23 protein-coding genes are annotated in these 26,181 nt (G+C 72.2%); 13 read left to right on the top strand and 10 right to left on the bottom strand.

All coding sequences use genetic code 11. The features are described 5' to 3' along the window. Positions 1–62: 62 nt before the first annotated feature. Positions 63–3,611 carry a DNA polymerase III subunit alpha gene (gene dnaE, locus ACIBX3_RS40185; protein ID WP_397125811.1) on the top strand — a complete coding sequence of 1,183 codons (3,549 nt, stop codon included), beginning with the start codon at positions 63–65 and terminating at the stop codon, positions 3,609–3,611. After that, on the top strand, positions 3,608–3,901 hold the full coding sequence (locus ACIBX3_RS40180) for a DUF6300 family protein (RefSeq protein ID WP_397125809.1): 294 nt from the start codon (positions 3,608–3,610) through the stop codon (positions 3,899–3,901). Before dnaE ends, ACIBX3_RS40180 begins: the two co-directional genes overlap by 4 nt. A gap of 2 nt (positions 3,902–3,903) precedes the next feature. Here the strand turns inward: ACIBX3_RS40180 and secD are convergent, their stop codons facing one another. Both secD and ACIBX3_RS40170 read right to left on the bottom strand, forming a co-directional pair. Further along, positions 3,904–6,141, bottom strand: coding sequence for a protein translocase subunit SecD (gene secD / locus ACIBX3_RS40175; RefSeq protein ID WP_397125808.1), 2,238 nt, complete (start codon positions 6,139–6,141; stop codon positions 3,904–3,906). A gap of 209 nt (positions 6,142–6,350) precedes the next feature. Beyond that, on the bottom strand, positions 6,351–6,716 hold the full coding sequence (locus ACIBX3_RS40170; protein ID WP_397125807.1) for a hypothetical protein: 366 nt from the start codon (positions 6,714–6,716) through the stop codon (positions 6,351–6,353). Positions 6,717–6,860: 144 nt separating this feature from the next. On the opposite strand from ACIBX3_RS40170, the gene ACIBX3_RS40165 reads away from it, so the two are divergent. Beyond that, positions 6,861–7,673 (top strand): DUF418 domain-containing protein, encoded by an 813-nt coding sequence (locus tag ACIBX3_RS40165; RefSeq protein WP_397125806.1) that lies wholly within the window; start codon positions 6,861–6,863, stop codon positions 7,671–7,673. 132 nt (positions 7,674–7,805) lie between these two features. On the opposite strand, the gene ACIBX3_RS40160 is transcribed toward ACIBX3_RS40165, so the two are convergent. After that, entirely contained in the window at positions 7,806–9,290 is a 1,485-nt protein-coding gene (locus ACIBX3_RS40160) for an FAD-dependent monooxygenase (RefSeq protein ID WP_397125805.1), read from the bottom strand. Between the two features lie 68 nt (positions 9,291–9,358). Between ACIBX3_RS40160 and ACIBX3_RS40155 the strand changes: the two genes are divergently transcribed. Then, the gene (locus tag ACIBX3_RS40155) at positions 9,359–9,814 is read left to right on the top strand and encodes a MerR family transcriptional regulator (RefSeq protein ID WP_397125804.1); all 456 of its coding nucleotides are present in this window, start codon (positions 9,359–9,361) and stop codon (positions 9,812–9,814) included. On the opposite strand, the gene ACIBX3_RS40150 is transcribed toward ACIBX3_RS40155, so the two are convergent. Next, complete coding sequence (locus ACIBX3_RS40150; protein ID WP_397125803.1) at positions 9,792–10,712, bottom strand: TauD/TfdA family dioxygenase; 921 nt, start codon at positions 10,710–10,712, stop codon at positions 9,792–9,794. The genes ACIBX3_RS40155 and ACIBX3_RS40150 overlap by 23 nt on opposite strands. A 101-nt stretch (positions 10,713–10,813) precedes the next feature. Next, positions 10,814–11,380, bottom strand: a complete 567-nt coding sequence (locus ACIBX3_RS40145) for a TetR/AcrR family transcriptional regulator (protein WP_397125802.1) — start codon at positions 11,378–11,380, stop codon at positions 10,814–10,816. 84 nt (positions 11,381–11,464) lie between these two features. Between ACIBX3_RS40145 and ACIBX3_RS40140 the strand changes: the two genes are divergently transcribed. Together ACIBX3_RS40140 and ACIBX3_RS40135 are read left to right on the top strand one after the other, a co-directional pair. Continuing rightward, a complete protein-coding gene (locus tag ACIBX3_RS40140) occupies positions 11,465–12,280 on the top strand; it encodes an NAD(P)H-binding protein (RefSeq protein ID WP_397125801.1) in 816 nt (271 codons plus the stop codon). A 23-nt stretch (positions 12,281–12,303) separates the two neighbouring features. Next, a complete protein-coding gene (locus tag ACIBX3_RS40135; RefSeq protein ID WP_397125800.1) occupies positions 12,304–13,167 on the top strand; it encodes a haloalkane dehalogenase in 864 nt (287 codons plus the stop codon). Here ACIBX3_RS40135 and ACIBX3_RS40130 read toward each other — a convergent pair. The 4 genes from ACIBX3_RS40130 to ACIBX3_RS40115 all read right to left on the bottom strand — a co-directional run bounded on the left by ACIBX3_RS40130 (position 13,152) and on the right by ACIBX3_RS40115 (position 15,689). Then, complete coding sequence (locus ACIBX3_RS40130) at positions 13,152–13,460, bottom strand: hypothetical protein (RefSeq protein WP_397125799.1); 309 nt, start codon at positions 13,458–13,460, stop codon at positions 13,152–13,154. The genes ACIBX3_RS40135 and ACIBX3_RS40130 overlap by 16 nt on opposite strands. Next, on the bottom strand, positions 13,445–13,789 hold the full coding sequence (locus ACIBX3_RS40125) for a hypothetical protein (protein ID WP_397125798.1): 345 nt from the start codon (positions 13,787–13,789) through the stop codon (positions 13,445–13,447). The genes ACIBX3_RS40130 and ACIBX3_RS40125 overlap by 16 nt, the downstream gene beginning before the upstream one ends. A gap of 88 nt (positions 13,790–13,877) precedes the next feature. Further along, positions 13,878–15,080: a cytochrome P450 gene (locus ACIBX3_RS40120; protein ID WP_397125797.1), complete on the bottom strand. Its 1,203-nt coding sequence runs from the start codon at positions 15,078–15,080 to the stop codon at positions 13,878–13,880. Positions 15,081–15,101: 21 nt separating this feature from the next. Further along, the gene (locus tag ACIBX3_RS40115) at positions 15,102–15,689 is read right to left on the bottom strand and encodes a TetR/AcrR family transcriptional regulator (RefSeq protein WP_397125796.1); all 588 of its coding nucleotides are present in this window, start codon (positions 15,687–15,689) and stop codon (positions 15,102–15,104) included. Positions 15,690–15,869: 180 nt separating this feature from the next. Between ACIBX3_RS40115 and ACIBX3_RS40110 the strand changes: the two genes are divergently transcribed. The 5 genes from ACIBX3_RS40110 to ACIBX3_RS40090 all read left to right on the top strand — a co-directional run bounded on the left by ACIBX3_RS40110 (position 15,870) and on the right by ACIBX3_RS40090 (position 22,164). After that, positions 15,870–16,889, top strand: coding sequence for a LacI family DNA-binding transcriptional regulator (locus ACIBX3_RS40110; RefSeq protein WP_397125795.1), 1,020 nt, complete (start codon positions 15,870–15,872; stop codon positions 16,887–16,889). Continuing rightward, on the top strand, positions 16,886–18,253 hold the full coding sequence (locus ACIBX3_RS40105; RefSeq protein ID WP_397125794.1) for an ABC transporter substrate-binding protein: 1,368 nt from the start codon (positions 16,886–16,888) through the stop codon (positions 18,251–18,253). Before ACIBX3_RS40110 ends, ACIBX3_RS40105 begins: the two co-directional genes overlap by 4 nt. 91 nt (positions 18,254–18,344) lie before the next feature. Beyond that, on the top strand, positions 18,345–19,217 hold the full coding sequence (locus tag ACIBX3_RS40100) for a carbohydrate ABC transporter permease (protein ID WP_397125793.1): 873 nt from the start codon (positions 18,345–18,347) through the stop codon (positions 19,215–19,217). Then, positions 19,214–20,077: a carbohydrate ABC transporter permease gene (locus ACIBX3_RS40095; RefSeq protein WP_397125792.1), complete on the top strand. Its 864-nt coding sequence runs from the start codon at positions 19,214–19,216 to the stop codon at positions 20,075–20,077. Before ACIBX3_RS40100 ends, ACIBX3_RS40095 begins: the two co-directional genes overlap by 4 nt. A gap of 11 nt (positions 20,078–20,088) precedes the next feature. Next, positions 20,089–22,164: a beta-galactosidase gene (locus tag ACIBX3_RS40090; RefSeq protein ID WP_397125791.1), complete on the top strand. Its 2,076-nt coding sequence runs from the start codon at positions 20,089–20,091 to the stop codon at positions 22,162–22,164. A 103-nt stretch (positions 22,165–22,267) separates the two neighbouring features. On the opposite strand, the gene ACIBX3_RS40085 is transcribed toward ACIBX3_RS40090, so the two are convergent. Further along, a complete protein-coding gene (locus ACIBX3_RS40085; RefSeq protein ID WP_397125790.1) occupies positions 22,268–23,605 on the bottom strand; it encodes a hypothetical protein in 1,338 nt (445 codons plus the stop codon). 151 nt (positions 23,606–23,756) lie between these two features. Between ACIBX3_RS40085 and ACIBX3_RS40080 the strand changes: the two genes are divergently transcribed. After that, positions 23,757–25,196, top strand: a complete 1,440-nt coding sequence (locus ACIBX3_RS40080; RefSeq protein WP_397125789.1) for a hypothetical protein — start codon at positions 23,757–23,759, stop codon at positions 25,194–25,196. A gap of 31 nt (positions 25,197–25,227) precedes the next feature. Continuing rightward, positions 25,228–26,181 carry an NAD(P)H-dependent flavin oxidoreductase gene (locus ACIBX3_RS40075; protein WP_397125788.1) on the top strand — a complete coding sequence of 318 codons (954 nt, stop codon included), beginning with the start codon at positions 25,228–25,230 and terminating at the stop codon, positions 26,179–26,181.

The following is a 26,181-nucleotide window of genomic DNA, read 5'->3' as shown; positions in this document are numbered from 1 at the left end:
TCTGCCCGACCTCGGGTCGAATGCTCGGGCTGCGGCACAGAGCCTACAACCGTGAGGAGTGGATGCCGGTGGGGTCCTTCGTGCACCTGCACGTACACACCGAGTACAGCATGCTCGACGGCGCCGCCAAGGTCGGCCTGCTCATGGACGAGGTGTCCAGGCAGGGCATGCCGGCCGTGGCGATGAGCGACCACGGCAACGTGCACGGTGCGTACGAGTTCTACCAGAAGGCCCGCAAGTCCGGCGTCAAGCCGATCATCGGCATCGAGGCGTACGTCGCCCCCGGCTCGCGCCACCACCGCGGGCCGGTCTTCTACAGCGACAACCCGGCCCTGCGCAGGTCGAACGACGACACCGGCGAGGGCGGCGACGTCTCCGGGCGCGGCCTGTACACGCACATGACGATGTGGGCGGCCGACGCCCAAGGGCTGCGGAACCTGTTCCGGCTGCAGTCCCGCGCCTGGCTCGAAGGACACGTCCAGAAATATCCCCGCATGGATGATGAGCTGCTCGCCGAGCACGGCCAGGGCATCATCGCCACGACCGGCTGCCCGTCCGGCGAGGTGCAGACCAGGCTCCGGCTCGGCCAGTACGACGAGGCCGTCACGGCCGCCGCCCGCTACCGCGACATCTTCGGCCCCGGCAACTACTACCTGGAGCTGATGGACCACGGCCTGGCCATCGAGCGCCGGGTCCGCGACGACCTGCGGAAAATCGGCAAGGAGCTCGGCCTGCCGCCCCTGGCCACCAACGACTCCCACTACGTGACCGAGAACCAGGCCGGGGCGCACGACGCGCTGCTGTGCATCGGCACCGGCAAGCGGCTGGCGGACGCCGACCGGTTCCGCTTCAGCGGCAGCGGCTACTACGTCAAGTCCGCCGCCGAGATGCGGGCGCTGTGGGACGCCGAGGTGCCCGGCGCGTGCGACAACACGCTGCTGGTGGCCGAGCGGGTCGGCGACTACGGCGAGGTGTTCGCCCACCGGGACCTGACGCCGCGCTTCCCCGTGCCCGAAGGCGAGACCGAGTCGAGCTGGCTACGCGAGGAGACGCTGCGGGGCGCGCGCCGCCGCTACGGCGGCGACCCGCCGCGGGAGGTCCTGGAGCGCATCGACTACGAGCTGTCCGTGATCGACGCGATGGGTTTCCCCGGCTACTTCCTGGTGGTCGCCGACATCTGCCGGCACGCCCGCGACAACGGCATCGGCCTCGGCCCCGGCCGAGGCTCGGCCACCGGCTCGATGGTCGCGTACTGCACGGGCATCACCGAGCTCGACCCCATCGAGCACAAGCTGATCTTCGAGCGGTTCCTCAACCCCGAGCGCATCACCATGCCGGACGTCGACCTCGACTTCGACGACCGCCGCAGGGACGAGATGATCGACTACGTCTCCCGCAGGTACGGCGCCGACCGGGTCTGCCAGATCGTCACGTTCGGCACCATCAAGGCCAAGGCCGCGGTCAAGGATTCCTGCCGGGTGCTGGGGTTGCCGTACGCGCTGGGCGACCGCATCACCAAGGCGTTCCCCGCCGCGGTCGGCGGCAAGGAGATCCCCCTGGCCGCCATCCACGACAAGGGCCACCCCCGCCACGGCGAGGCCGCCGAGCTGCGCGCGATGTACGAGCAGGACCCCGACGTCAAGCGGGTGATCGACACCGCGACCGGCGTCGAGGGCCTCACCCGCGGCACCGGCATCCACGCGGCCGGCGTGATCCTGTCCGCCGACCCGCTCATCGACGTGCTGCCGCTGGTCAAGCCCAAGGCCGGCGGCCCGGTCATCACCGGCTTCCCCTTCACCCAGGCCGAGGACATGGGCCTGCTGAAGATGGACTTCCTGGGCCTGCGCAACCTCACCGTCATCGGCGACGCGATCGTGAACGTCCGCGCCAACAAGGGCCTCGACATCGACATCCTCGACGTGCCGCTCGACGACGCGACGACGTACGAGCTGCTGGCACGCGGCGACACGCTCGGGGTCTTCCAGCTGGACAGCGGCGGCATGCGGGTCCTGCTGAGGCTGATGCAGCCCACCACGTTCACCGACATCGCGGCGGTGAACGCGCTGTACCGGCCGGGCCCGATGGAGATGAACGCCCACACCAACTACGCGCTGCGCAAGACCGGCAAGCAGCCGGTCGAGCCGATCCACCCCGAGCTGGCCGAGGCGCTGGAGCCCATCCTGGGCGACACCTACCACCTGGTGGTCTTCCAGGAGCAGGTCATGGCCATCGCCCAGCAGCTGGCCGGCTACTCCATGGGCGCCGCCGACATGCTGCGCAGAGCCATGGGCAAGAAGAAGAAGGAGGTCCTGGACGCCGAGTGGGACCGGTTCTCGGCCGGGATGCGCGAGCACGGCTTCTCCGACGAGGCGATCAAGGCGGTCTGGGACGTCCTGGTGCCGTTCAGCGGCTACGGGTTCAACAAGTCGCACACCGCCGGGTACGGACTGGTCTCCTACTGGACCGCTTACCTCAAGGCCAACCACCCGCAGGAGTACCTGGCCGCGCTGCTCACCTCCGTCGGCGACGACAAGGACAAGATGGCCGTCTACCTGTCGGACTGCCGCCGCCTCGGCATCAAGGTGCTGCCGCCGGACGTCAACGCCAGCGGCCTCGACTTCGCCGCCGTCGGCTCCGACATCCGCTTCGGCCTGGGCGCGGTACGCAACGTCGGCGCCAACGTCGTCGACGCCATCGTCACCGCCCGCACGGCCAAGGGCCGCTATCTCGACTTCAACGACTTTCTCACCAAGGTCCCGTCCGTCGTCTGCAACAAGCGCGTCATCGAGTCGCTGGCCAAGGCCGGCGCGTTCGACAGCCTGGGGCACCGCCGGGCGGCCCTGGTCGCCGTGCACGAGCAGGCCGTCGACGCGGTCATCGACGTCAAACGCAACCAGGCCCACGGCCAGGACTCCCTGTTCGGCGACCCCGTCCAGGGCGGCGCCTTCTCCATCGCCGTCCCCGGCGGGGAGTGGGACAAGGCCACGCTGCTGGCGTACGAGCGGGAGATGCTCGGCCTGTACGTCTCCAGCCACCCTCTCGACGGCGCCGAACGCGTGCTGGACGCCCACCGCGACACCACGATCGCCGCCCTGCTCGCCTCCGGACGCCAGGAGGGCACCGTCCGCCTCAGCGGCATCGTCTCGGGCCTGCAACGCAAGGTCACCAAGCAGGGCAGCCCCTGGGCGATCGTCACCCTGGAGGACCACGACGCCTCCGTGGAGTGCCTGGTCTTCCCCAAGAGCTACGCGCTGTACGGCGAGGCGCTGGCCGAGGACCGCGTGGTGGCCGTCCGCGGCCGCATCAACGTCCGCGACGAGACGCTCAGCGTGTACGCCGAGGACGTCACCCCGCTCAACACCGCCGACACCGGCACCGAGCCGCCCGTCGTGATCTCCCTGCAGGAGAACCTCCTGAACGCGCGGCTCGTCCAGGAGTTCAAGCACATCCTCACCGCCCACCCCGGCCGCGCCCCGGTCCACCTGCGGCTGCACCGGCCCGGCGGCAAGGGCCTGCTGCTGGACCTGGAACCGTTCCGGGTCAGCGCCGAGCCGGCGTTCTACGGCGACGTCAAGGCCCTGCTCGGCCTCAACGCGATCGGCACGGCATGAGGACCTGCCCCCGCTGCGGCGGCGAAGAGGTCCTCGCCGTCGCCCGGGTCCCGCACGGCTGGACGACCGCCTCCGGCAACCGGGTGCGCGGCAGCGCCGAGGTGGTCCTGTGCGGCCGCTGTGACGCCGCCGACCCGGCCGTGGCCTGCCTGCGCGACGGGGTGACCACGGAGACCGCGGACCGGGCGGCGCGCCTGCTGCGCCGCTGGATGGACCGGGCCCGGCCGCCACGCCCGGACCCGGCCGCGCTGGAGGCCGAGCTCAAGGCGTGGCGCCGCGGCGACCTATGACATCAGACCACCGCCCCCGAGCCCTCGCGGCGGCGCGGCGCCGTCCGCTTGGCGGGCGGGGCCGCTGGGCGGCGGTCGAACCTGGCGAGCACCACGGCCGCCGGACCGGCCACGAACGCCGACGACAGCGTGCCCATGACGATCCCGGCCACCAGCGCCAGGGCGAAGTCCCGCAGCGAGTCCCCGCCGAACGCCATCAGCGCCACCAGGATGAACAGCGCGCCGAGCCCGGTGTTCACGGTACGGGGCAACGTCTGCAGGATCGCCCCGTCCACCGCCGCCGCGAACGGCTCCTTGGGCCGCGCCGCCCACAGCTCCCGGACCCGGTCGAACACCACCACCTTGTCGTTGACCGAGTACCCGACGATCGTCAGCATCGCCGCCACGAAGATCCCGTCGACGGGCTTGCCCAGCCACGCGAACACCCCGAGCACCACAGCCACGTCGACCAGCAGCGCCAGCACCGCCGCCGCCCCGAACGTCCACCGGAACCTGGCCGCCAGATACAGCAGTTGCATGGCCACCGCCACGCCGAGCGCGACCAGGGCGTTGCGACGCAGCTCCTCGCCCAGGCTCGGGCCGATGAACTCCTCACGCCGCTTGCTCACCTCTCCCCCGTGAACCTCCAGCGCCTGCTCGATCCTGGCCGACTCCGCCAGCCCGAGCCCCGCCGCCCGTACGGTGACGCCGCCGTCGGTGGCCTGCACCACCGCCGAGGGGAGCCCGGCACGCGCGACCGCCTGCCCGGCGACGTCGGCCGGGACCGGCTTGGCGGTGGCGAACTCCACGAGCCGCCCGCCGGTGAACTCCACGCCGACGTTCAGCCCGCGCACGAGCAGCCCGGCCACCGCCACGGCCGCCAGCCCGCCCGCGATCACCAGCCACAGCCGCCTGGCGTCCATGAGCCGCGGATTCCGGTCCGCCAGCCACGCCCGTACGGCTCCCTGGGAGGCCAGCCCGGACGCGCGCGGCCCGATCCGGTCGATCACACCGCCGACCAGCACGCGGGTGATCAGCATGGCCGACACCAGCGAGGCCAGCACGCCGATCGCCAGCGTCACGCCGAACCCCTTGACCGGGCCGGACGCCAGCCAGAACAGCAGCCCGGCGGCGATCAGCGTGGTGACGTTGGAGTCCGCGATCGCGCTCCAGGCGTTCTTGAACCCAAGCTCGAGCGAGCGCCGCAGGCCGCGCTGCGGACCGTGTTCCTCCCTGGCCCGCTCGAAGACCAGCACGTTGGCGTCGATCGCCATGCCGATCGCCAGCACGAACCCGGCCAGTCCCGGCAGCGTGAACGTCGCCCCCATCGCCACCAGCGCCGCGTACGAGATCAGCCCGTAGCAGACCAGCGCCACCGCCGCGAGCAGCCCGGACAGCCGGTAGACGGCCACGATGAACGCCGTCGTCAGCATCAGACCGGCCACCGCCGCCTGGGCGCTGGCCTCGATGGCCGCCGCGCCGAGCGTCGGGCCGACCGTGCGCTGCTCGACGAGGGTCAGCGGCACCGGCAATGCGCCGCCTTTGATGAGCACGGCCAGGTCGCGGGCCTCCTCATGGGTGAACGAGCCGGTGATGTCGGCGCCGGCGCCCGGGATGCCGGTGCGGCAGGGGATCGACGGGTCGAGCGGCGGAGAGGAGATGATCTCCTGGTCGAGCACGATGGCGATCCTGCGCTTGGGATCGCCCTGCGGCTCGCACGCCGCCGCACCGGTCAGCCGCTGCCAGGCGGCGGCGTCGCGGAAGCCGATTTTCACCCACCAGCCGGGGCCGCGCTGGGGGTCGCTCTGCTCGACGGCGTCGCTCACGCCGTCGCCGGTGATGGCGGCAGGGCCGAGCTTGAGCAGGCCGCCGTTCTCGTCGCGTTTCGCCGACGTGTCGCCGGCCTCGGCCGCGCCGGTCACGGGATGGAAGGCCAGCTGCGCGGTCCGGCCGATGACCTCGGCGGCTTGCCGCGGGTCGAGAACGCCGGGCAACTCGACGATGATCCGCTTCTCGCCGGAGCGGACCAGGGTGGGATCGACCACCCCGAGCGCGTCCGCACGCTGGCGGAGCACGTCGAGGGCGCGGTCGGTGGCCGCCGAGTCGGCCTTGACGGTCGGAGAGTCGCTCGCCTCGAACACGAGCTGGGTGCCGCCACGCAGGTCCAGGCCCAGGCGCGGCGCGGTGGTGAGGGCGAGAGCTAATGAGATGGCGATGACGGCGAGCGCCGCCACCGCACGCCAAACAGGCGCACGGAACATGGCAACCTCCACAGGGCAGCCGTTCGAAGAAGGTGATGGTGCCGCGTGGCACGCGTCAGGCGGCCAGGCGACGTCGGACGCCCGCCGAGGTCAGGCCGGCTGCGCCTGACCTCGGCTCGTCCGGAGGGACGTGTCACACGGACCGCGGCTCCGTTCGCCGGCGGCGGGCACGCATGGCCGTGCTCCGGTCCCGTGATCGCTACCGCTGATCAGAGACGCGTCCGTGTTCCGTGCGGAGCCTTGTGGGGAGGCCCGCGGGCCGGTGTGGCCGCCGGTCGGCGGGCGGCCGGGGTGTCCGTGTCCGGGCGCGCGACGACGGCGGCCCAGGCAGGCGTCGGATACGGCAGGCCGGACGGGAGCGCGGCGGGCCCGGCCGGACCCGCCAGGCCGAGCAGGCCGTGCCGGGCCTGCATCGAGGTGTGACGGTACGGCTCCTGGCCCAGCCCCGGGTGCCCTTGCGCCCGCGAGGCCGCCACCACGTGGGCGGCCGTCTGCTCGATGGGCCGGGCGTGGGCGGTCGCGGGCAGGAACCAGGACAGAAGGAGGAGTAGCGCGGCAGGCAGTCTGGTCCGCACGTCCCCTCCCTCCATGTGATCGCCGTGCCCCCACCGTAGCGGCCCCGGCGCCCGGGAAGAGCGGAGTTCTACCGTTGCCCATCGATCGGCTCCCCAGGCCCAAGGGTGTCACCTGTGCGCCCGGCCGGTCGATCCTGGACGTCCATGCCGTCCAGGATCGGAGACCCGCACTCGGCCGGAAGTGTCCTGATCGCCAACGTCGTGCCGATCGCCAACGTCGGCGAGGCCACCGTGGCGGCCGGGCCGGCGGACGTGGAGGGCGACTGGCTGGGCCTGGTCGTCCACCAGCGTTTCTTCCCGATCTTCTCCCTGCTGTTCGGCGTCGGATTCTCGCTGCTGGTGGAGTCGGCCGGGCGGCGCGTCCCCCGGCCGCGGCTGCTCCTGCTGCGCCGCCTCCTGGTGTTGCTCGCCATCGGCCTGGCCCACATGTTCCTGCTGTGGCGGGGCGACATCCTGACCGTCTACGCCCTGGTCGGCCTGGTGGTGCTGCTGCCCTCGACCTGGCTGCCGCGCTGGGCCGTGGCGGGGCTGTCCGCCGCACTCATCGCCACGTCGGTGATCCTCGCGGCCGGTCACTACTCGCTGGTCCCCGGCCTGTTCCTGCTGGGCTCGGCCTTGACCCGGTATGGCGTGACCGACCGGATGGAGCGCGCCACCTGGGGACCGGCCGTATTGTGCGCGGCCTTCGCCGTGGCCGCGGCTCCCTTCCTGTGGGCGCAGGGCGGTGCGCCCAACTACCTGACCGCGACGGTCCTCGTCCTGGCGGTCGCCCGGCTTGTCGGCGGCCCGTCGAACGGGTGGTCCACGAGCACGGTGCTGCTGATCTCCGGTGCCGTCCTCGCCGTCCAGTGGGTGTGGTCCACGCTCTGGTTGCGGCGCTACCGCCAGGGCCCGCTCGAATGGCTCTGGCGCTGGGCCACCTGGGCCCGCCGTCCGCCCCTGCGCACCACCGCCTGAGAAGCCCGCCGGCTCGCGTCGGCGGGCTGGAACATCGCCTTCGCGTACTGGAGTCCCTACGATCAGCGCATCGGTCGCCTCCGGCCTGCTCGACACCACCGTCGAGAACTTCGACCGCCACTGCGGCTTCGCCTAGGATCCCGCGAGGCGACCGACGGCGTCCCGGAGAGCGGCCTCGCTGGAGCCCGCCCAGGCCACGAAGCCGTCGGGCCGCACCAGCACGGCCTGCTCGGCCGCGTCGAGGACGTGCACCCGCGGGGCGATGCTCAGCCCGGCGGCCGCAGCACGCCAGCGGTACTCGTCCGACCCGGTGAACAGCGTCCAGCGCGCGCCGATCAGGTCCAGCGTGGACACCCGGCCGCCGTCCACCCACCAGTGCGGGAACCGGAGCCCCGGTCGTATCTCGTCGTCCAGGACCTCGGACGGCACGTCGTAGCTGTAGAACATCATCCCGCGCAGGTAGTCCTTGGCGATCCGCTCGTACATGGCGGCCGGGTCCCCCTCCTGGGACCGGTAGCCGTGGTGCATGCCGCGTGACACGGCCAGGGAGTGCCGGGCGGCGACGCGGCGCTCGGGCTCGTACGTGTCCAGCAGCGCCGGCGGGAGCTCGCCCTTCAGCACGGCGGCGAGCTTCCAGGCCAGGTTGTGGCCGTCCTGGATGCCGGTGTTCATGCCGAGCCCGCCGGCCGAGCTCTGCACGTGCGCGGCGTCGCCGGCCAGGAAGATCCGGTTCTCGCGGAAGGCGGAGGCCATGCCGACAGCGGCCTCCCAGGCGTTGACGGCGTACAGCTCGATGGGGACCGCGGCATCACCGATCGCGATCCGCAGCAGCCGGATGGTCTCCCCGGCGGACAGATCCGTCAGCTCGTCCGGCTTGCCGGGATAGTCCATGATGTGGGACGACCACTGGTCCCGGCCGTTCTTGGACAGCAGCGTCGCGTAGATGGCGTCGTTGCGGACGATGCACATGTGGGTGCCCCAGTCGTCGAGGACGGGGCCGAGGTCGGCGCGGAAGAACGCGGTGTTGAGGCGGGCGATGGCCTCCCGGCCGGAAAGGCTGATGCCGAGACGCTCCCGGACCTCGCTGTTCGCGCCGTCGGCGCCGATGACGTAATCGGCCGTGATCTCCTGTTCGGCACCCGTGGTGACGTCGAGGACGCGGGCCCGGACCTGGTGCTCCTCGGAGCGCAGGTCCAGCAGGCGCAGGTCGAAGCGGGCCTCGCCGCCGTGGCGGCGCAGCGTGTCCAGCGCCACCCGCTGCACCTGGTCCTGGGTCAGGATGAGGCGTGGATCGGCGGGGCTGCACGTCTCCAGCCTCTTGGTGTACGCCGGGGGCAGCCCACCCCGGTGCAGGGTGGCGCCGAGGCCACTGTCCTTGAAGATCGTACGCATGGGGATGCCCCCTCTCCAGCCGGCCGACTTCAGCCGGGACTCAAGTCCCATGGAGCGGAAGATCTCCATCGTCCGCAGGCTGGTGCCCGCCCTGGGCGGCGCCGACAGGGGGTCCCGCTTGTCGACGACCAGCGGGCGGACGCCCCAGAGGGCCAGGAACATCCCCGTCGACAGGCCGACCGGACCGCCGCCCACCACCAGCACCGGCACGTTTCGCACGCGCATCGTTTCGCTCCTTCGTCAGTTTCCGCCACTGTGCACGCTCAAGCCGACTTGAGCGCAAGATGGAAGTCATGGCGGAGGAGCGGTATTCGATCAGTCAGGTCGCCCGGGGATTCGGGCTGCGGGTGTCCACGCTGCGTTACTACGACGAGCTGGGCCTGCTGCCCGCCGCCGAGCGGCGCGGCACGGTGCGCCACTACGGTCACGAGGAGCTGCGGCGGCTGGCGCTCATCGTGCGCCTGCACCACCGCGGGCTGGTGAGCCTGGCCGACACCGCCAAGCTGATCGGCGAGCCGCCGCCTGCCGGTGAGCCGTCCGGGCGGGAGATCCTGACCGGCTCCATCGACGCGATCAGAGAGCGCATCGACGACCTGCGGGCCGCCCAGAGGCTCCTGGAACACCTGCTGAGCTGCCCGACCGACGACCCGGTGCGCGAGTGCACGCACCTGCGGGTCGAGCTCGACCAGACTGTCGGGAACGCGCTCGGCGGCACGGTGAAGCGGCTCAGCGGGGCGGACCGGCGGTGAGCCAGAGGCGCAGCAGGTGGCGGCGGCGCTCCGGCTCCGGGTGGTCCTCGTAGGCCGTGCGGCTGTGCAGGACGACGTGGTTGTTGAGGAACTGCAGGTCGCCTGCCCGAAGGTCCATGGTGAGCGCGAAGCGCGGGTCGTTGGTGAGCCGGTCGAGGAGGTCCATCAGCTCCTCCTGCGCGGCCGTGAACCGTGGCACCGTCGCGCCACGCTGCGCAGAGCGAAGGTAGTCGGGACCGTACGAGATCGACACGCCGCCGCCGGGGCGGGGCGTGCAGAGCGGCTTGGGGTAGAAGCTGCCGGGGCCGTCGCCGGTGCGCCGGTCGTGCCACCACGGCTGGTAGAGCAGCTCCGCCAGGTCCGGACGGGTGCGCACGAGCTCGTTGTGCACCGCCACGGAGCTGACGACGGCGCTCAGGCCGCCGGACTTCGCCGGGCGCAGGCAGAGCAGGGCCACGACGTCGGCCGGGTCGCTGTGGTAGCCGAGCCGCCCGCTGTGCTCGTAGCTCTTGGTCCGTGCCCGCGCCGGGTCGGCGCCCGTGTCGCGTACGTGCATGAGCGGCGCCCGCTCCGGCCCTTGCGGGACGATGCCGCCGACGTGGCCCGCGAGCCCCAGGGCGGCGAGCTCGTACTGCCGCTCGCTCATGCCGTCGGTGGGTACCCCCTGGACCAGCACGAACCCGCGGCCGTCCACGAGCTCCTCGCGCACCCGCCGCAGGACGGGGCCGAGCGTCGGCAACGGGAGAGGGTCAGGGAACGTCCCCGCCGCCTCCGCCGCGCGCACGGCGTCGAGCACCTCTCGCCGATGCTGCTCGTCGAGCCGGACCCGCCAGGCGTCGCTGTCGCGGATCTCCGCTCCCAGCCACTCCCCCGGCCCTGTCACCTGGATCACTGCCATGGTCGTCCACCGCCTCTCGGTTGTGGCCTCACCATGCCTTCCCTGGCGGCGCGCCACAGCCCCTCATCGCCCAGGGCGGAACGTCTTCACTCGCAGCGGAATCAGGCCAGCGAGTCGATCCAGCGCTCCAGGCGCCGGCCCTCCGTGGCCATGAGTCCGGGGTCGCGGAAGGTGTTGGTCAGCAGGGAGACGCCCTGGTACGCGGCGATCAGGGCGACCGCCAGCTCGCGTGCGTCGTCGCGCCCCATGGCCTGGAACTGCCGCTCGACCCAGTCCAGCAGCTCCCCCATGACCTTGGCGATCGCGCGGTCGAGCCCGTCGTCGCGCTTGTCGAGCTCGGAGGCGAGGGTGCCGGTGGGGCAGCCGTACCGGGCGGTGAGGTCGCGTTGCCCGACCCAGCCGTTCAGCAGGGCTTTGAGCCGTTCCTGCGGCGTGGGAAGCTTCTCGAGTTCCGCGATCATGGACGTGAGCTCCCGGCCGTGGGAGTCGATGGCCGCCTCGATGAGCTGGTCCTTGGTCTTGAAGTAGTAGTAGACGTTGCCGACCGGGACGTCGGCGGCGTGCGCGATGTCGGCGAGGGTGGTCTTCTCGACTCCCTGCTCGTGCAGCACCCGCATCGCGGCGCCGGCCAGCCGTTCCCGCTTCCCCGGCCGCGTTGAGTCAGTCACCTGACTCACTATAGACAGCCTCCCCTTTCAGCCGCTATGGTCTCGTCTTAAGTCAGTCAACTAACTAACTTTCGAGGCAGAACCATGATCGTAGTAACAGGCGCCACCGGCAACGTCGGCGGCGAGCTGGTCCGGCTGCTGGTCGCCGCGGGCGAGCAGGTGACAGCGGTCTCCCGGCGGACCGCGCCGTTCCCCGAGGGCGTCCGGCACGTCACCGGCGACCTGGCCGAGCCCGCGAGCCTGAAGGCGTCCTTCGACGGCGCCGACGCCCTGTTCCTGCTCGTCGCCGGGGAGGACCCGCAGGCCGTTCTCGAGGCGGCCAAGGCGGGCGGGATCCGGCGCGTCGTTCTGCTCTCCTCGCAGGGCGCGGGGACGCGGCCGGAGGTGTACGCCCACCCGGTCGCCTTCGAGGAGACCGTTCGCGGGTCAGGGCTGGAGTGGACGATCCTGCGGCCGGGCGGCTTCGACTCCAACGCCCTGGCCTGGGCCGAGCCGATCCGCGCCCACCGTACGGCCGCGGCGCCGTTCGGCGACGTCGGGCTGCCGGCCGTCGACCCGGCCGACATCGCCGAGGTCGCGGCCGCGGTGCTGCGGGAGGACGGGCACGCGGGCCGTACCTACGTGCTCACCGGACCGCGGCCGGTCACCCCGCGCGAGCGGGCGGCGGCCATCGGGGCGGCGCTGGGCGCGCAGGTGCGGTTCGCCGAGCAGACCAGGGAGGAGGCCCGCGCGCAGATGCGGCGGTTCATGCCGGAGCCGGTCGTCGAGGGCACCCTGGCCATCCTCGGCACGCCGACGGCCGCCGAGCGGCAGGTCAGCCCCGACGTGGAGCACATCCTGGGGCGCGCGCCGCGCACCTTCGCCGACTGGGCCGCCCGCAACGTCGCGGCCTTCCGCTGACCCGATCGATCGGAGACCTGACCATGCCCGTCCAGAACGTCCTCGACTCCACGATGTCCTACCGCGAGCTCGGCGCCGGCACGCCGATCGTCTTCCTGCACGGCAACCCGACCTCCTCCCACCTGTGGCGGAACGTCATGCCCGCCATCGGCGGCGGCCGCCGCCTCGCGCCCGACCTGATCGGCATGGGCGAGTCGGGCAAGCCCGCCGTGGACTACACCTTCGCCGACCACGCCCGCTACCTGGACGCCTGGTTCGACGCCCTCGGCCTCGACGACGTGGTGCTCGTCGGCCACGACTGGGGCGGCGCGCTGGCCTTCGACTGGGCCGCCCGCCATCCGGAGCGGGTACGCGGGATCGCCTTCACCGAGGCCATCGTCAAGCCGATGACCTGGGAGGAGTTCCCCGAGGGCGGCCGGGACCTGTTCCGCGCGATCAAGACCGAGGGCGTGGGCGAGTCCATGATCCTCGACGACAACGCCTTCCTGCGGCAGACCTTCCCCGCCACCGTCGCCGCCCCGGTCTCCGACGAGGACCTGGCGGCGTACCTGCGGCCGTACCCGACCAGGGAGAGCCGGCTGCCGCTGCTGCGCTGGCCGCGCTCGATACCGCTGGGCGGGGAGCCCGCCGACGTCGTGGCCAGGATCGAGGCCTTCGGCCGGTGGGCGGCGGCCAGCGTGGAGGTGCCGAAGCTGCTGATCGGCTTCCGGCCCGGCCCGGGCACGATGTGGGTGCCCGAGACCGTCGCCTGGTGCGCCGACACGATGGCGGCCCTCGAGATCTCCGAGCACGAGGAGATCGCCGGCCACCACACCCCGGAGGACCAGCCCCTGGCCATCGCGTCCGCCGTGGAGGAGTGGCTGGCCAAGCATCACCCGGCCGGCTGACGGGTCAGCGGGAAGTGCCAGATGACCAGCGCCGGCGTCCCGCCGAAGGCCGCCCTCGCCGCCTCGGGCGCCAGGTCGCTCAAGCACCACGGCCACACATCCCACGGCCCCAGCGTTCCGGTCGAGGCGGGCGCGGGTCCTTCGGCGGCCGGGACGAGGGGCTCCTCGCGGCGGCGTACCTGGAGCCCGGCCGCCAGGGCGGAGCGGAGGTAGGTCCCGATGGGGTGGTGGCTGGCCACCCGCGCCGGTCGCCCGTCGTGCAGGCGTACGGTCGGGATTATGCCCCGCGCCACCCCTTCGGGATGCATGTCCGAGATGACCAGGTGCCCGCCGGGCCGAACACCACCCGGTGCCCGCGCCCGGCCAGGTACGCCGACAGCCGGCCGGTGCCGCAGGCGGCGTTGGGGCCGTCGTAGGTCGTGGACCAGATCCGGTAGCCCTCGACCGGGTCCACGCGCGTCACCTCCACGGCGGCGTTCGCGAGCGAGTCGTCGTCGAGGAGCGTGCGGATCTCGGCCAGGCGCGCGTGGACGAACTCCCGGTCGTACGCGCCGGTGAACGACCGCAGCAACGCCATGCCTCCCAGGCGCAGGACGTAGGCCAGAGGATGCTCGTAGATCACGGCGTCACGCCAACGGCAGGCGCCACGCCGGCGCGAGCCGATTAACCGGCCCGCCCGGGCGGGGATGACCTGCCGCAGGTGGCCGCGCTCAGGTGAAGCGGACCGGCATGTGCTTGATGCCGTTGATGAAGTCCGAGCGCATCCGCCTGACCGGCCCGGCGTGCTCGGCCGACGGGAAGCGCCGCAGCAGCTCCCTGATCATGCAGCGGATCTGCATCCTGGCCAGCCCGGCGCCCAGGCAGAAGTGCGGCCCGCCGCCGCCGAACGTCACGTGGTCGTTGGGGGTGCGCCGGATGTCGAGGGTGCGTGGGTCGGCGAAGACCTCCTCGTCGTGGTTGGCCGAGGCGTAGAAGGTGACCACCTTCTCCCCGGCCGCGATCGGCTGGCCGCGCAGCTCGGTGTCCATGGTCGCGGTGCGCCGGAAGTTGTGGATCGAGGAGCCCCAGCGCAGGAACTCCTCGGTGGCGGTCCGCCACAGGTCCTCGTCGTCGATGTTCGCGGCCAGCTCACGGTAGCTGCCGGGATGCGTGATCAGGGCGTTCATGGCGTGCGCGATGAGGTTGCGGGTGGTCTCGTTCCCGGCGACGAACAGGATCACGAAGAACAGCCCGATCTCGTCCCTGGTCAGCCGGTCGCCGTCGACCTCGGCCTGCACCAGCGCGGTGAGGATGTCGTCGCGCGGGTGCACCCGCCGCTCCTCGGCCAGCTCGTCGCAGTACGCGAGTGCCTCCGCCGAGGCGATCTCGCCGTCCTCCGGCGTGGTGCGGAAGTCCGGATCCTGGAAGCCGACCATGCGGTTGGACCAGTCGAAGATCCGGGCGTGGTCCTGCTCGGGCACGCCGACCAGATCGCAGATCATCTGCAGCGGCAGGTACTGGGCGACGTCCTCCACGAACTCGACCTCGCCGCCCTTGTCCGCCACGCCGTCGGCGATCTTCTCGGCCCGCCGCTGGATCTTCCCTTTGAGCTGAGCGATCATCCTGGGCGTGAATCCGGCGCTGACCAGCTTCCGGTAGCGGGTCTGCTTCGGCGGATCCATGTTCAGGAGGGTCAGGCTGGCGAGGGCGATGAACTCGGGCGTCTGGGTACGGATGAACGCGGTCCCGAGCTCCGTCGACCAGGTGTGCGCGTCCCGGCTGATGGCCTTCACGTCCTGATATTTCGTGATGGCCCAGAACCCGGTGTCGCCCGGCACGTCGTGCCAGTGGACGGGTGCGTTCTTGCGCAAGTAGGCGAACTGTTCGTGCGGAACCTCGCGTTCCCAGGTGTCTTCAAGCAGGTTGATCTGCATCAGCGCCTCCTTCGATGCGGGCTACGGCAGTCCCAGCAGGTCGCGTAGGTTCTCCACCACGGCCCGGGCCTCGACCGCCGGCGGGTCGAGCCGGTGCTGCACAGCGCAGCCGATGAGCAGGGCGAGCACTCCGGCGGCCGTCTGCTCGGGCGAGCGGCGCAGCGGCACCCCGGCCTCCCCGGCCCAGTCGGCCAGCCCTTCGGCGAGCCGGGCGCGGACGTCGGCGTACCGCCTGGCCAGGGGCTCGCCGATGACGGGGTCGCGGGCGCCGTGCAGCCACAACTCCATCTCCAGCAGGAGCCACGACGCGCTGCTGTCGCGGGTGAGCGCGCCGAACATGGCGGCCAGCCGCTCGTCCAGCCCGCTGACCTCCTCGAACCCGGCGAGCAGCTCGGCCGCGGCCTCTTCCTTCCACACCTCGAGCAGGGCCAGCAACAGCCCTTCCTTGCCGCCGAAGTGGTTGTAGAGCGCGCCCGTGGTGCGGTCGGCGGCGTCGGCCACCGCTTCGGCGGACACGGCGTGGAAACCCTTGCGGGCGAACAGGTCCGCCGCCGCGTCGATCAGCCGCGCCCGCGTCTCGGCTCGCCGCTGGTCCTGTGTACGCCCCATCCGGGCCTCCGCGGATATCGGCACGTCAACATATATCTGCTTCCCTATATATCCCTTGAACGAGCGCTTGGTCAATAACTTGAATATCGGAAACCTCCCGGAAACCTCCCCTTGACAAGCCACCATGCCCGCACGCACAGTGAGGGAAGTCTGACTACGTAGTCAGCACAAGGAGCTGGGATGTCGAAGCGCAGGCCGCCCGGCGGCACGGACGTGGCCCGGCTGGCGGGCGTGTCGCAGAAGACGGTCTCCCGCGTGATGAACGGGGAGCCGTACGTCAGCGAAGAGGTCCGCGAGCGGGTGCTCTCGGCGGCGCGCAAGCTCGGCTACCGGCGCAACACCGCGGCCCGGGCGCTCAACCTCGGCCGCTTCCACCGCATCGGGGTGGTCTCCCTCGGCAGCTCGCTCTTCGGCCCGTCTACTTCACTCGTCGCGCTGGAGCGGCGGGCCAGGGAGATCGGGTACGCGCTGAGCGTCGTCAACACCTTCGAAGGCGAGGAGGGCGGCATCATGAAGGCCGTCGAATCCCTGCTGGAACAGGGCGTGGACGGCATCGTGCTGTCCGAGCCGATCGACGAGGGCCAGGTGTTCAGGATCGACCCGGACGTCCCGGTGCTGAGCCTGGGCGAGCTGCCCGGTCTCGACGGGCCGCGGGTGGTGATCACCGGCGCGGCCGGCGTCGGTTCGGGCCTGCTGGCGACCGAGCACCTGCTCGGCCTCGGCCACGCCACCGTCTGGCACGTCGCCGGGCCGAGCCCGTGGTTCGCGGCCCGCGATCGCACGCGTGGCTGGCGGCAGGCGCTGGCCGCCGCGGGCGCCCCCGAGCCGCCGCCGCTGGAGGGCGACTGGACCCCGGCCTCCGGATACCGGGCGGGGCGGATCCTTGCGGCGAACCCGGAGGTCACGGCGGTGTTCGTGGCCAATGACGACATGGCGATCGGCGTGCTGCGCGCGCTGGCCGAGGCCGGCCGCGCGGTGCCCGAGCAGGTGAGCGTGGTCGGGATGGACGACATCCCGGCCGCAGGCTACCTGTCCCCGCCCTTGACCACCATCCGCCAGGACTTCGAGGCCATCGCGGCGCACGGGCTCGCCTTGCTCGTCGAGCAGATCGAGAGCGGCGCGGGCACGGCGATCCACGACGACCTGCCCCCGCACCTCGTGGTGCGCCGCTCAACCGCACCCCCCAAGGAGAGCACATGATCACGCCACGAACCCGCCGGCTGGCCACCGCGGCCGCCGCCGCACTCTTCCTCTCCGGCTGCGCCGGAGGGGGCGACGGAGGAACGCAGCAGCCGGCCGCCGGCAAGCCGCCGGGCGCCGTCAGCCAGGCCGAGATCGACAAGGCCATGCAGACGCCCACCGAGCTCACGTTCTGGACCTGGGTCCCGGACATCCAGAAGGAGGTGGCGCTGTTCGAGAAGAAGTACCCGGCCATCAAGGTCAAGGTCGTCAACGCCGGGCAGGGCGAGCCGCAGTACACCAAGCTGCGCACCGCGCTCAAGGCCGGCAGCGGGGCGCCGGACGTCGTGCAGATCGAGTTCCAGTACATCCCCACCTTCACGATCACCAACAACCTGCTCGACCTGCGGCCCTATGGCGCCGAGGCGTTGAAGGACAAGTTCGTCGACTGGACCTGGGGCCAGGTGACCGGCAAGAACGGCGAAGTGTGGGCGATCCCGCAGGACACCGGGCCGATGGGCATGCTCTACCGCAAGGACATCTTCGACGAGCACGGCATCCAGCCGCCGAAAACGTGGGACGAGTTCGCGGCCGCGGCCCGCAAGCTGCACGCCGCCGACCCGGGCGTCTACATCACCAACCTCGCCGGCAACCAGGCCGGCGCGTGGATGGGGCTGCTGTGGCAGGCCGGCGCCAAGCCGTTCCAGATGACGGCGCCCGATCAGATCACTGTTAACGCTAACGACGAGGTGTCCAAGAAGGTCGCGGGCTACTGGGGCGGCCTGGTCAAGGAAGGCGTCGTCTCGACCGACACCGACTTCACCGACCAGTGGTTCCAGGCGCTCAACAAGGGCAAGTACGCCACCTGGCTGACCGCCGCGTGGGGTCCGGTGTTCCTGGCCGGCAGCGCCAAGGACACCAGCGGCAAGTGGCGGGCCGCGCCGCTGCCGCAATGGGCGGCCGGCGAGAACAAGGCCGGCAACTGGGGCGGCTCCACCAGCGCCGTCATCAAGGGCACCAAGAACCCCATCGCCGCCGCCGAGTTCGCCGAGTTCCTCAACACCGACCCCGAGTCGACCAGGATGTTCGCCTCCGAGCAGTTCCTGTTCCCGCCGACGAAGGCGCTGCTGGAGGACAAGGCGTTCGTCGACGAGAAGCCGGAGTTCTACGGCGGGCAGGAGGTCAACAAGCTCTTCGCCGGCATCAGCGACACCGTCTCCAAGGACTTCACCTGGCCGCCGTTCCTGGACCAGACGGTCAGCGACTGGGACGAGACCGTGGGCAAGGCCCTCGCCGACAAGACCGACCCGGTCGCCGCGCTCGACCAGTGGCAGCAACGCATCACTTCCTACGCCGAGCAGCAGGGCTTCAAGGTCTCGAAGTGAATCGGCGGCAAAGGGCGACCGAGCCCGCCTCACGGAGTGAGGCCATGAGCACGCGAGGGAGTGCCGTCGCCCGGAGGAGCGGAGTGAGGCCATGAACAGGCGCAGGGCCAGGACCGGTTACCTGTTCGTGGCGCCGTTCCTGATCGTCTTCGTCGCCATGCTGGTGGTGCCGCTGGCGTACGCCGGCTACCTGAGCCTGTTCAGGGAGCAGCTGGTCGGCGGCACCACGTTCGTGGGCCTGGAGAACTACGGGCGGGCGCTGACCGACGAGCGGCTGCTCGGCGGCGTCTTGCGGGTGGCCGAGTTCTTCCTGATCCAGGTGCCGATCATGCTGCTGCTCGGGCTGTTCTTCGCGCTCGCGCTGGACAGCGGGGTGCTGTGGCTGTCGCGGTTCATCCGGCTGGGCGTCTTCGTCCCGTACGCGGTGCCCAGCGTGGTCGCGGCCCTGATGTGGGGCTACCTGTACGGTCCCGAGTTCGGCCTCATCGCCCAGCTCGCCGAGGGGCTCGGCCTGCCCGCGCCGAACCTGCTCGGCGAGGACCTCATGCTCGGCTCGCTGGCGAACATCGTCACGTGGGAGTTCACCGGCTACAACATGATCATCCTGTACGCCGCGCTCCGCGCCATCCCGTCCGAGCTGTACGAGGCCGCGGCCGTCGACGGCGCCGGCACCTGGCGGACGGCCTGGAGCGTGAAGATCCCCGCGCTCCGGCCGGCCCTGCTGCTGGCGCTGATCTTCTCGGTCATCGGCAGCTTCCAGCTGTTCAACGAGCCGCAGCTGATCCAGCGCCTGGCCCCGAACGTCATCGACAGCGCCTACACCCCCAACCTGTACGCGTACTCGCTGGCCTTCACCAGCCAGGACGTCAACTACGCCGCGGCTGTGTCGTTCCTTCTCGGCCTGGTCATCGTCGTGGTGTCGTACACCGTCCAGCTCGCCGCCAACCGCAGGAGGACGCCATGACGGCCGGCCGGATCAGGCGCCGCTCCCCCGTGCTGACGCTGGCGATGCTCGCGTTCCTCATCTACTTCCTGCTGCCGCTGTTCTGGCTGGCCGTGGCCTCGACGAAGACCACGGGCGACCTGTTCAACAGCTTCGGGCTGTGGTTCGGCCGCGAGTTCTCGCTGCCGGACAACCTGGGGCGGCTGTTCACCGCGCAGGACGGGGTGTACGGGCGGTGGCTGCTCAACACCGCGATCTACGCGGTGGTGAGCGCGGGCGGCGCGGCGCTGCTGGCCGCGCTCGGCGGCTACGGGTTCGCCAAGTTCCCCTTCCGCGGCAACAAGGCGCTGTTCGGGATAGTGCTGGGGGCCATCATGGTGCCGAGCACGGCGCTGGCCATCCCCACCTATCTGATCTTCGCCAAGGTCGGCCTGGTCAACACGCCCTGGGCGATCATCCTGCCGTCGCTGGTCAACCCGTTCGGCCTCTACCTCATGCGGGTCTACGCCGAGGACGCGGTGCCGGACAGCCTCCTGGAGGCGGCCCGCATCGACGGCGCGGGCGAGTTCCGGATCTTCCGGCAGGTGGTGATGCGCCTGCTCGCGCCCGGATTCGTCACGGTGCTGCTGTTCACGCTGGTCGCCACCTGGAACAACTACTTCCTGCCACTGATCATGCTCAACAACCCGTCGCTCTACCCGGTGACCGTCGGCCTGGCCAACTGGGCCGCGCAGGCGTCGGCCGGCGGCGGGGCGGCCGGTGACGTGCTCCCGCTGGTCGTCACCGGCTCACTGCTGTCGATCATCCCGCTGATCGCGGCGTTCCTGATGCTGCAGCGTTACTGGCAGAGCGGGCTCACCGCGGGCGGAGTCAAACAATGAAAGGATCACCTGTGCCGCGAGTGCTCTTCGGCGCCGCCTACTATCCCGAATACCATCCCGGTGACCTGCTGAAGACCGACCTGGAGTTGATGGCCGAGGCCCGGTTCTCGGTGATCAGGGTCGGCGAGTCGGTGTGGTCCACCTGGGAGCCGGAGAACGGACGGTTCGACCTGGACTGGCTGGAGCCGGCCCTGGACGGCGCGCACGAGCGTGGCATCGCCGTCATCCTGGGCACCCCGACGTACGCGGTGCCGCCCTGGCTCGCCCGGCAATATCCGGAAATAGCGGGTGAGCGGGGTACCGGGCAGCGCATCCCGTGGGGCGCCCGCCAGGAGATGGACTTCACCCATCCGGCGTTCCTCTTCCACGCCGAGCGGATCACCCGGCGCGTCGTCGAGCGGTACGCCGATCACCCGTCGGTCATCGGCTTCCAGGTCGACAACGAGCCCGGCCTGCACCTGCTCCACAACCACGGCGTCTTCCAGCGGTTCGTCGACCACCTGCGGGACAGGTACGGCGACGTGGAGACGCTCAACCGGGAGTGGGGCCTGGTGTACTGGTCGCACCGGCTGTCCACCTGGGCCGACCTGTGGACGCCCGACGGCAACGCCCAGCCGCAGTACACGCAGGCGTGGCGACGCTTCCAGGCGGATCTGGTCACCGAGTTCATCGCCTGGCAGGCCGGCATCGTGCGCGAGTACGCCCGGCCCGAGCAGTTCGTCACCACCTGCATCTCCTACGAGCGGCCCGGGATCGCCGACGACGACCTGACCCGCCGGCTCGACGTCACGGCCGGGAACCCGTACTACGCGATGCAGGACGGGCTCGTGCTGCCCGCCCCGGCGGACTCACCGCAGCACTGGACGACGCACGACACCTGGGCGCTCTACCTCAGCGCTGACCGGATGTTCTCCTCCCGGCAGGAGCCGTTCCTCGTCACCGAGACCAACGCGCAGGCCATCGGCGGGCCGTGGGCGAACCAACCCGCCTATGACGGGCAGTGGCGGCAGGCCGCGTGGGCGCTCGTCTCCCGGGGCGCCTCGATGATCGAGTACTGGCAGTGGCGGACGCTGGTCTTCGGGACCGAGACGTACTGGGGCGGCGTGCTGCCGCACAGCGGGCGACCCGGCCGCACGTACCGGGAGATCGCCCGGATCGGGACCGAGCTGGAGACGGCCGGAGAGCTGGTCGCCGGCCTCACGCCCGACGCCGACGTCGCGATGTTGTACTCCACGCCGAGCAAGTGGGCGCTGACCGCCCAGCCCGCGCTGGCGAAGCCGGACGGCGGTCCGGACGAGCGCTCCTACCGGGGCATCTTCGACCCGTTCTATCGCGGCGCGTTCGACGCGGGCTGCCAGGTGCGGGTGCTGCACGCCGGGCAGGCCGTGGCCGAGGAGCCGGGCACGCTGGCGGCGCGGCACCCCGTGCTCGTGGCCGCCGGGCTGTACGTGGCCGACGACGCCACGCTGGAGTGGCTGGAGGCGTACGCGGCGGCCGGCGGGCACCTGGTGCTCGGCCCGCGCACCGCGTACGCGGACCACGAGGCCCGGGCCCGCCGCCAGGTCCAGCCCGCCGGGCTCGCCGACGCCGCGGGCGCCTGGTACGACGAGTTCAGCAACCTGTCCGCCGGCCTGCCCGTCCGGGCGCCGTCGGGGTCGCCGCTGGCGCTGCCGGCGGACGCGGCGGGCACCCGGTGGGCGGACGGCCTGCAGGCGGAGGACGCCCAGGTGCTCGCCGGGTACGAGCACCCGCACTTCGGCCGGTGGGCGGCGATCACCACCCGGGCGCACGGGCAGGGCCGGGTCACCTACGTGGGCACCCTCCCCAACCCGGCGCTGGGCGAAGCCCTGTTCCGATGGCTCGTGCCGGACGCCGGGCCGTGGCGCTCGATGCCGGCAGGCGTCACCTCGTCCGGCGCCACGGCGACGGACGGGCGGCGGCTGCGCTTCCTGCACAACTGGACGTGGGAGCCGGCGACCGTGCAGGTCCCGGTCGCGGTGCGCGACGTGCTCGACGGCGCCGGCCACGAACCCGGCGCCGAGCTGCGGCTCGGGCCGTGGGACGTGCGGGTGCTGGTGGAGACGTAGCGGGGACCGCCGCGCCGCGCGGGCCGGCACCTCGGCGGGGACCGCGGCGCCACGTGGGCCGGCACCTCGGCGGGGGCTGATGCGACCCCGCGGGGCCCACGCCTCAGTGGGCGATGACGCGGTCGACACGGGCGACGAGCGCGTTGCCGCGATGCGGCTGCCAGGCGGCACGCAGGCGGCGCAGCTCGTCGCCGACCCGGGCCGACGCCACCAGCCTCACGTCGTCGCCGAGGTCCAGGACCGTGGCGGCGGCCCGCTCGACCTCGCCGGCGCGCAGGAACGCGTGCGCCGCCCGCAGGCCGATCAGGGTCCGGGTACGGCGCTCGACAGGCCGGCGTGCGGCCATGGACGCGGCGAAGTGCCGGGCGGCGGTGGCGTGGTCGCCCAGCTGGGTGAGGGTCAGCCCGATCTGATGCTCCAGTGATTCGCGCCGGTAGTTGCCGGTCCACTCCGACTCGGGCCGGGAGTCGGCGCGTTCCAGCTGGGTCTCGGTGCGGTGCAGCAGGCTCAACGCGTCCCAGCGGGTGCCGGCCGCCGCGTGCGCCTCGGCCCGCATGCCGGTGATCCAGGCCTGCGTACGCGGCGGCCCGTGCCCGCCGAGCGCGGAGGCGGCGGCCTCGGCCAGCGCCAGAGCCTCGCCGTCGTGGCCCAGCTCGGCCGCCTGGACCGCCATGCTGCGTAACGCCGTCGCGCGTAACACCAGGTCGCCGGCCTCGTCGGCCAGCCGCACCGTGCTGATGTAGTACCGCTGGGCCAGCGCGTTCGCCCCGGCGTCCATGGCCATGTACGCGGCAAGGTAGCTCAGCTCGGCCGCGGCGCCGAACAGGTCGGGCCGGCGCCGGCCGGTGGTGCCGTGCAGCAGGGGCGTGACCTCGCGGGCCAGGTACGCAGCGACCGCGGCGCGGGCGTGGCCGCCGCCGTACTGGTCGTCCAGGTCCGCGAAGCTGGAGGTCGCGGCGCGGATGCGGGCGACGTCGGCGGCGCCCGCCCGGGCGGCGGCCCCCCGCTCGCCGCTCATGCCCCCGCGCGCCGACAGGGCCGACAGGGCGGCCAGCGTGAACGTGCCGGCGGTCAGCACGGTCCGGCGGTTCAGCATGTCGTCCTCCCCCAGCGTGGCCAGCCGGGCCACCGGGTCGCCGCGCCAGGGGTCGTCGACCGGCGGCGCGCCGCCCGGATCCGGCCACCCGAGGTGCGCCGGCGCGAGCTCCGGCCGGTCGAGCCGGCGGCGGAACGCCTCCACCACCGCCGGGATCGCCTCCGGCCGAGGAACGGTCCCGGTCAGCCAGTGCCCGACGGCCGAGCGGTCGTAGTGCATGCGCTGCCCGTTCTCCGCGGCCACGGCGTTGACGTGGTGCGCGGTGGCGGCGTGCGTCCAGCCCGCCTGCTCGATCAACGCGGCCAGGGCACGGTTCGCGACGGGGTGGGTACGGCGAGGCGGCATCGCATTTTCACATCGCTTCACATCGCGGTGCTCTCGACGATGCGCCCTGCACAGAGCACCGTCAATAGTGCGGACCGTGACCCGTGGACGGGTACGAAGGAGGACGAATGATACGCATCCCGGCCACGCGTGAAGTGCCATGAACTCCGGCATGGACGCGCGCCACGCTGCGGCGGCCAACGCCGAGTTGCTGGCCGCGCTGGCAGGCCGCCCGCTGGTCTGCGTCGACCGGTTCAGCACCGTGCTGCGCACCGGCTACACCGGCCCGGCCCCCATCGAGGCGTTGCGTCCCGGCCTGGCCATCGGCTGCTACTCGGCGTGGGATCCCGCCCTGGCGGACATGGTCGTCGCCGCCGAGGACCGCACCCGCGTGCGCTCGGTGGCCGAGCGGCACGGCTGGCTGCGCCGGGTACGCCACGACGCCGCCCGGCACCTGGTCAAGCTGGACCGCCCGCCCGTCGTCTTCACCCGCCACGGGGGCGCCCAGCTTCGCGAGCTGGCCGGCCCCGGCGGCACCGTCGCGGCCATCGACGACGGCGTGCGGGCCACGATCGAGGCCGGGCACCTGTTCGACGACCTGCTGCGCGCGGCCGGCGTGCCCGCCGTGGCACGGATCCGCTGCGTGCACGTCGACCGGCTTCCGGGTCTCGCCGAGCTGCGCCGTGCGGTCGGCACCGAGCGGGTGGTGGTGCAGGCGGGCGGAGGCGGCACGGTGATCGTGTCGGGCGAGGGCGACATGGGCCGGGCGGCGCGGCTGCTCGGCCCGTACCGGGTGGCCGCGTACGTGGACGGCTGGCCGGCCGCCGTCACCGTGCTCAGCGTCCCGGACGGCGGGGACGGCGTGCGCGTGTACGCCGACCGCCCCTCGCACACCACGACCGGCGCCGCCGAGCCGGCCATCGGGCCGCTGAGCGCCGCCGGCACGGACTGGTCGCGGCCCTGGCCGGCGCCGGCGGCCGCGCTGCTCATCGAATGCGCCGAGCGCGTCGCGGTCTGGGCTTGGCGCAGATACGGGATCGCCGGGCTGTTCGGCATGGAGGCGATCCTGACGGCGAGTGAACGCGTCCACCTCAGCGCGATCAAGTGGCGGCACCAGGAGGGCGCCGAGGTGTCGGCGGTCAACCAGCAGGCCGTCGGCCTGCCCCCGTTCGTGCTGGCCCATCTGGCGGTGATGCTCGGCCACCCGGTGACGTGGCTGGGAGATCCCCAGGAGTTCAACCACGTCACGCTCCTGCGCGCCACCCAGCGGGGCGGGCCGTTCTCCGTCAGGATCCGCCTGTCAGAAGGGCAGCCGGTGCGCGTCGCGGCCGGTCAGGGCTCCGGTGTCTACCGGCTCGACAACGCCGACCGGCTGCGGTGGGTGCGCCGCGGTGCACACCCCTTCGACGCCGACACCGACCAGGGGGAGATCCTGCTGGCCGACCTGCCGGGCCCGGAGGTCGTCTGCCATCCGGGCGCCGACATCGCCACCTTCGAAGGCTTCACCGGGGGCGGCATGCAGCCCTTCCATGGACCAGGGAGCGTGTCGCCGTTCACGCGGCGCGTCCTCGCGGCCGTGCGGGACCTCTTCCTGCCCCATGAGCGACGATGATGGGGTCGCAGGGAGAGAAGGAGCGGAGACCATGCCACGTACCTGGCTGACCGACCGGTTCGGGCTCGACGTGCCGCTGGTCGGCGCGCCCATGGCGGGGGTGAGCGACGGGCGGCTGGCCGCGGCCGTGTCCGCGGCGGGCGGGCTCGGCATGTTCGGCGTGCCGCCCGCCGTCCCGGCCTCGTGGATCACCGAGCAGGCCGCCGTCGCCGCCGCGAGCGGCCGGCCGTACGGGATCGGGCTGATGGCCTGGGCGCTGCCGGACAGCTCCGGTCACCTGGACGCGGTGCTGGCCGCCCGCCCCGGACTGGTCTCCGTCAGCTTCGGCGACTACGCCCCGTACGTCGAGCCGCTGCGGCAGGCCGGGATCACGGTCGCGACCCAGGCGGGCACCACGGAGGAGGCGGTGGCGGCCGAACGGGCCGGCGTGGACGTGGTCGTGGCCCGGGGTGGCGAGGGTGGCGGTCACGGCCGCGATGACGTGGCCACGCTCCCGCTGCTGCAGGGCGTGCTGGACGCGGTCGGCGTGCCGGTGCTGGCGGCGGGCGGCATCGCGACCGCCCGCGGCCTGGCCGCCGTGCTGGCCGCGGGCGCCGAGGGCGCGTGGGCGGGCACGGCGTTCCTCGCCTGCGTCGAGACGACCGCTTCGGAGGCGGCCCGGCGGCGCGTTCTGGACGCCGGGGAGACCGGCACCGCCTACGGCCGCGTCTTCGACGTCGCCCAGCGGCTCCCCTGGCCACCCGAGTACGGCGGGCGCGCCCTCCGCAACGCCTTCTTCGACCGCTGGCAGGGCAGGGAGCCGGAGCTGGCCGTGGACGAGGCGGCAAGGGAGGAGCTGGACGCGGCCCGCCGCGCGGGCGACTTCGACACCGCCTACGTCTACGCCGGCCAGGCCGTCGGCCTGATCCGCCGGCAGCGCACGGCCGCGGACGTGGTCCGCGACTTCGCCGCCGCCGGCAAGCTGCTGCGCCGTTTCACCACGTGA

Origin of the sequence: Nonomuraea sp. NPDC049480, from assembly GCF_044465905.1 — a bacterium.
Lineage (GTDB): Bacteria > Actinomycetota > Actinomycetes > Streptosporangiales > Streptosporangiaceae > Nonomuraea.
This window is presented reverse-complemented; position numbering and strand designations above follow the sequence as displayed.

Coding starts and splice junctions, on each gene's coding strand:
- ACIBX3_RS40150 (WP_397125803.1), bottom strand. CDS start 10,712: ATGGCAGTGATCCAGGTGACAGGGCCGGGGGAGTGGCTGGGAGCGGAG.
- ACIBX3_RS40100 (WP_397125793.1), top strand. CDS start 18,345: ATGAACAGGCGCAGGGCCAGGACCGGTTACCTGTTCGTGGCGCCGTTC.
- ACIBX3_RS40120 (WP_397125797.1), bottom strand. CDS start 15,080: ATGCAGATCAACCTGCTTGAAGACACCTGGGAACGCGAGGTTCCGCAC.
- ACIBX3_RS40110 (WP_397125795.1), top strand. CDS start 15,870: ATGTCGAAGCGCAGGCCGCCCGGCGGCACGGACGTGGCCCGGCTGGCG.
- ACIBX3_RS40135 (WP_397125800.1), top strand. CDS start 12,304: ATGCCCGTCCAGAACGTCCTCGACTCCACGATGTCCTACCGCGAGCTC.
- secD (WP_397125808.1), bottom strand. CDS start 6,141: ATGTTCCGTGCGCCTGTTTGGCGTGCGGTGGCGGCGCTCGCCGTCATC.
- ACIBX3_RS40080 (WP_397125789.1), top strand. CDS start 23,757: ATGGACGCGCGCCACGCTGCGGCGGCCAACGCCGAGTTGCTGGCCGCG.
- ACIBX3_RS40180 (WP_397125809.1), top strand. CDS start 3,608: ATGAGGACCTGCCCCCGCTGCGGCGGCGAAGAGGTCCTCGCCGTCGCC.
- ACIBX3_RS40095 (WP_397125792.1), top strand. CDS start 19,214: ATGACGGCCGGCCGGATCAGGCGCCGCTCCCCCGTGCTGACGCTGGCG.
- ACIBX3_RS40115 (WP_397125796.1), bottom strand. CDS start 15,689: ATGGGGCGTACACAGGACCAGCGGCGAGCCGAGACGCGGGCGCGGCTG.
- ACIBX3_RS40085 (WP_397125790.1), bottom strand. CDS start 23,605: ATGCCGCCTCGCCGTACCCACCCCGTCGCGAACCGTGCCCTGGCCGCG.
- dnaE (WP_397125811.1), top strand. CDS start 63: ATGCCGGTGGGGTCCTTCGTGCACCTGCACGTACACACCGAGTACAGC.
- ACIBX3_RS40165 (WP_397125806.1), top strand. CDS start 6,861: ATGCCGTCCAGGATCGGAGACCCGCACTCGGCCGGAAGTGTCCTGATC.
- ACIBX3_RS40105 (WP_397125794.1), top strand. CDS start 16,886: ATGATCACGCCACGAACCCGCCGGCTGGCCACCGCGGCCGCCGCCGCA.
- ACIBX3_RS40140 (WP_397125801.1), top strand. CDS start 11,465: ATGATCGTAGTAACAGGCGCCACCGGCAACGTCGGCGGCGAGCTGGTC.
- ACIBX3_RS40160 (WP_397125805.1), bottom strand. CDS start 9,290: ATGCGCGTGCGAAACGTGCCGGTGCTGGTGGTGGGCGGCGGTCCGGTC.
- ACIBX3_RS40155 (WP_397125804.1), top strand. CDS start 9,359: ATGGCGGAGGAGCGGTATTCGATCAGTCAGGTCGCCCGGGGATTCGGG.
- ACIBX3_RS40075 (WP_397125788.1), top strand. CDS start 25,228: ATGCCACGTACCTGGCTGACCGACCGGTTCGGGCTCGACGTGCCGCTG.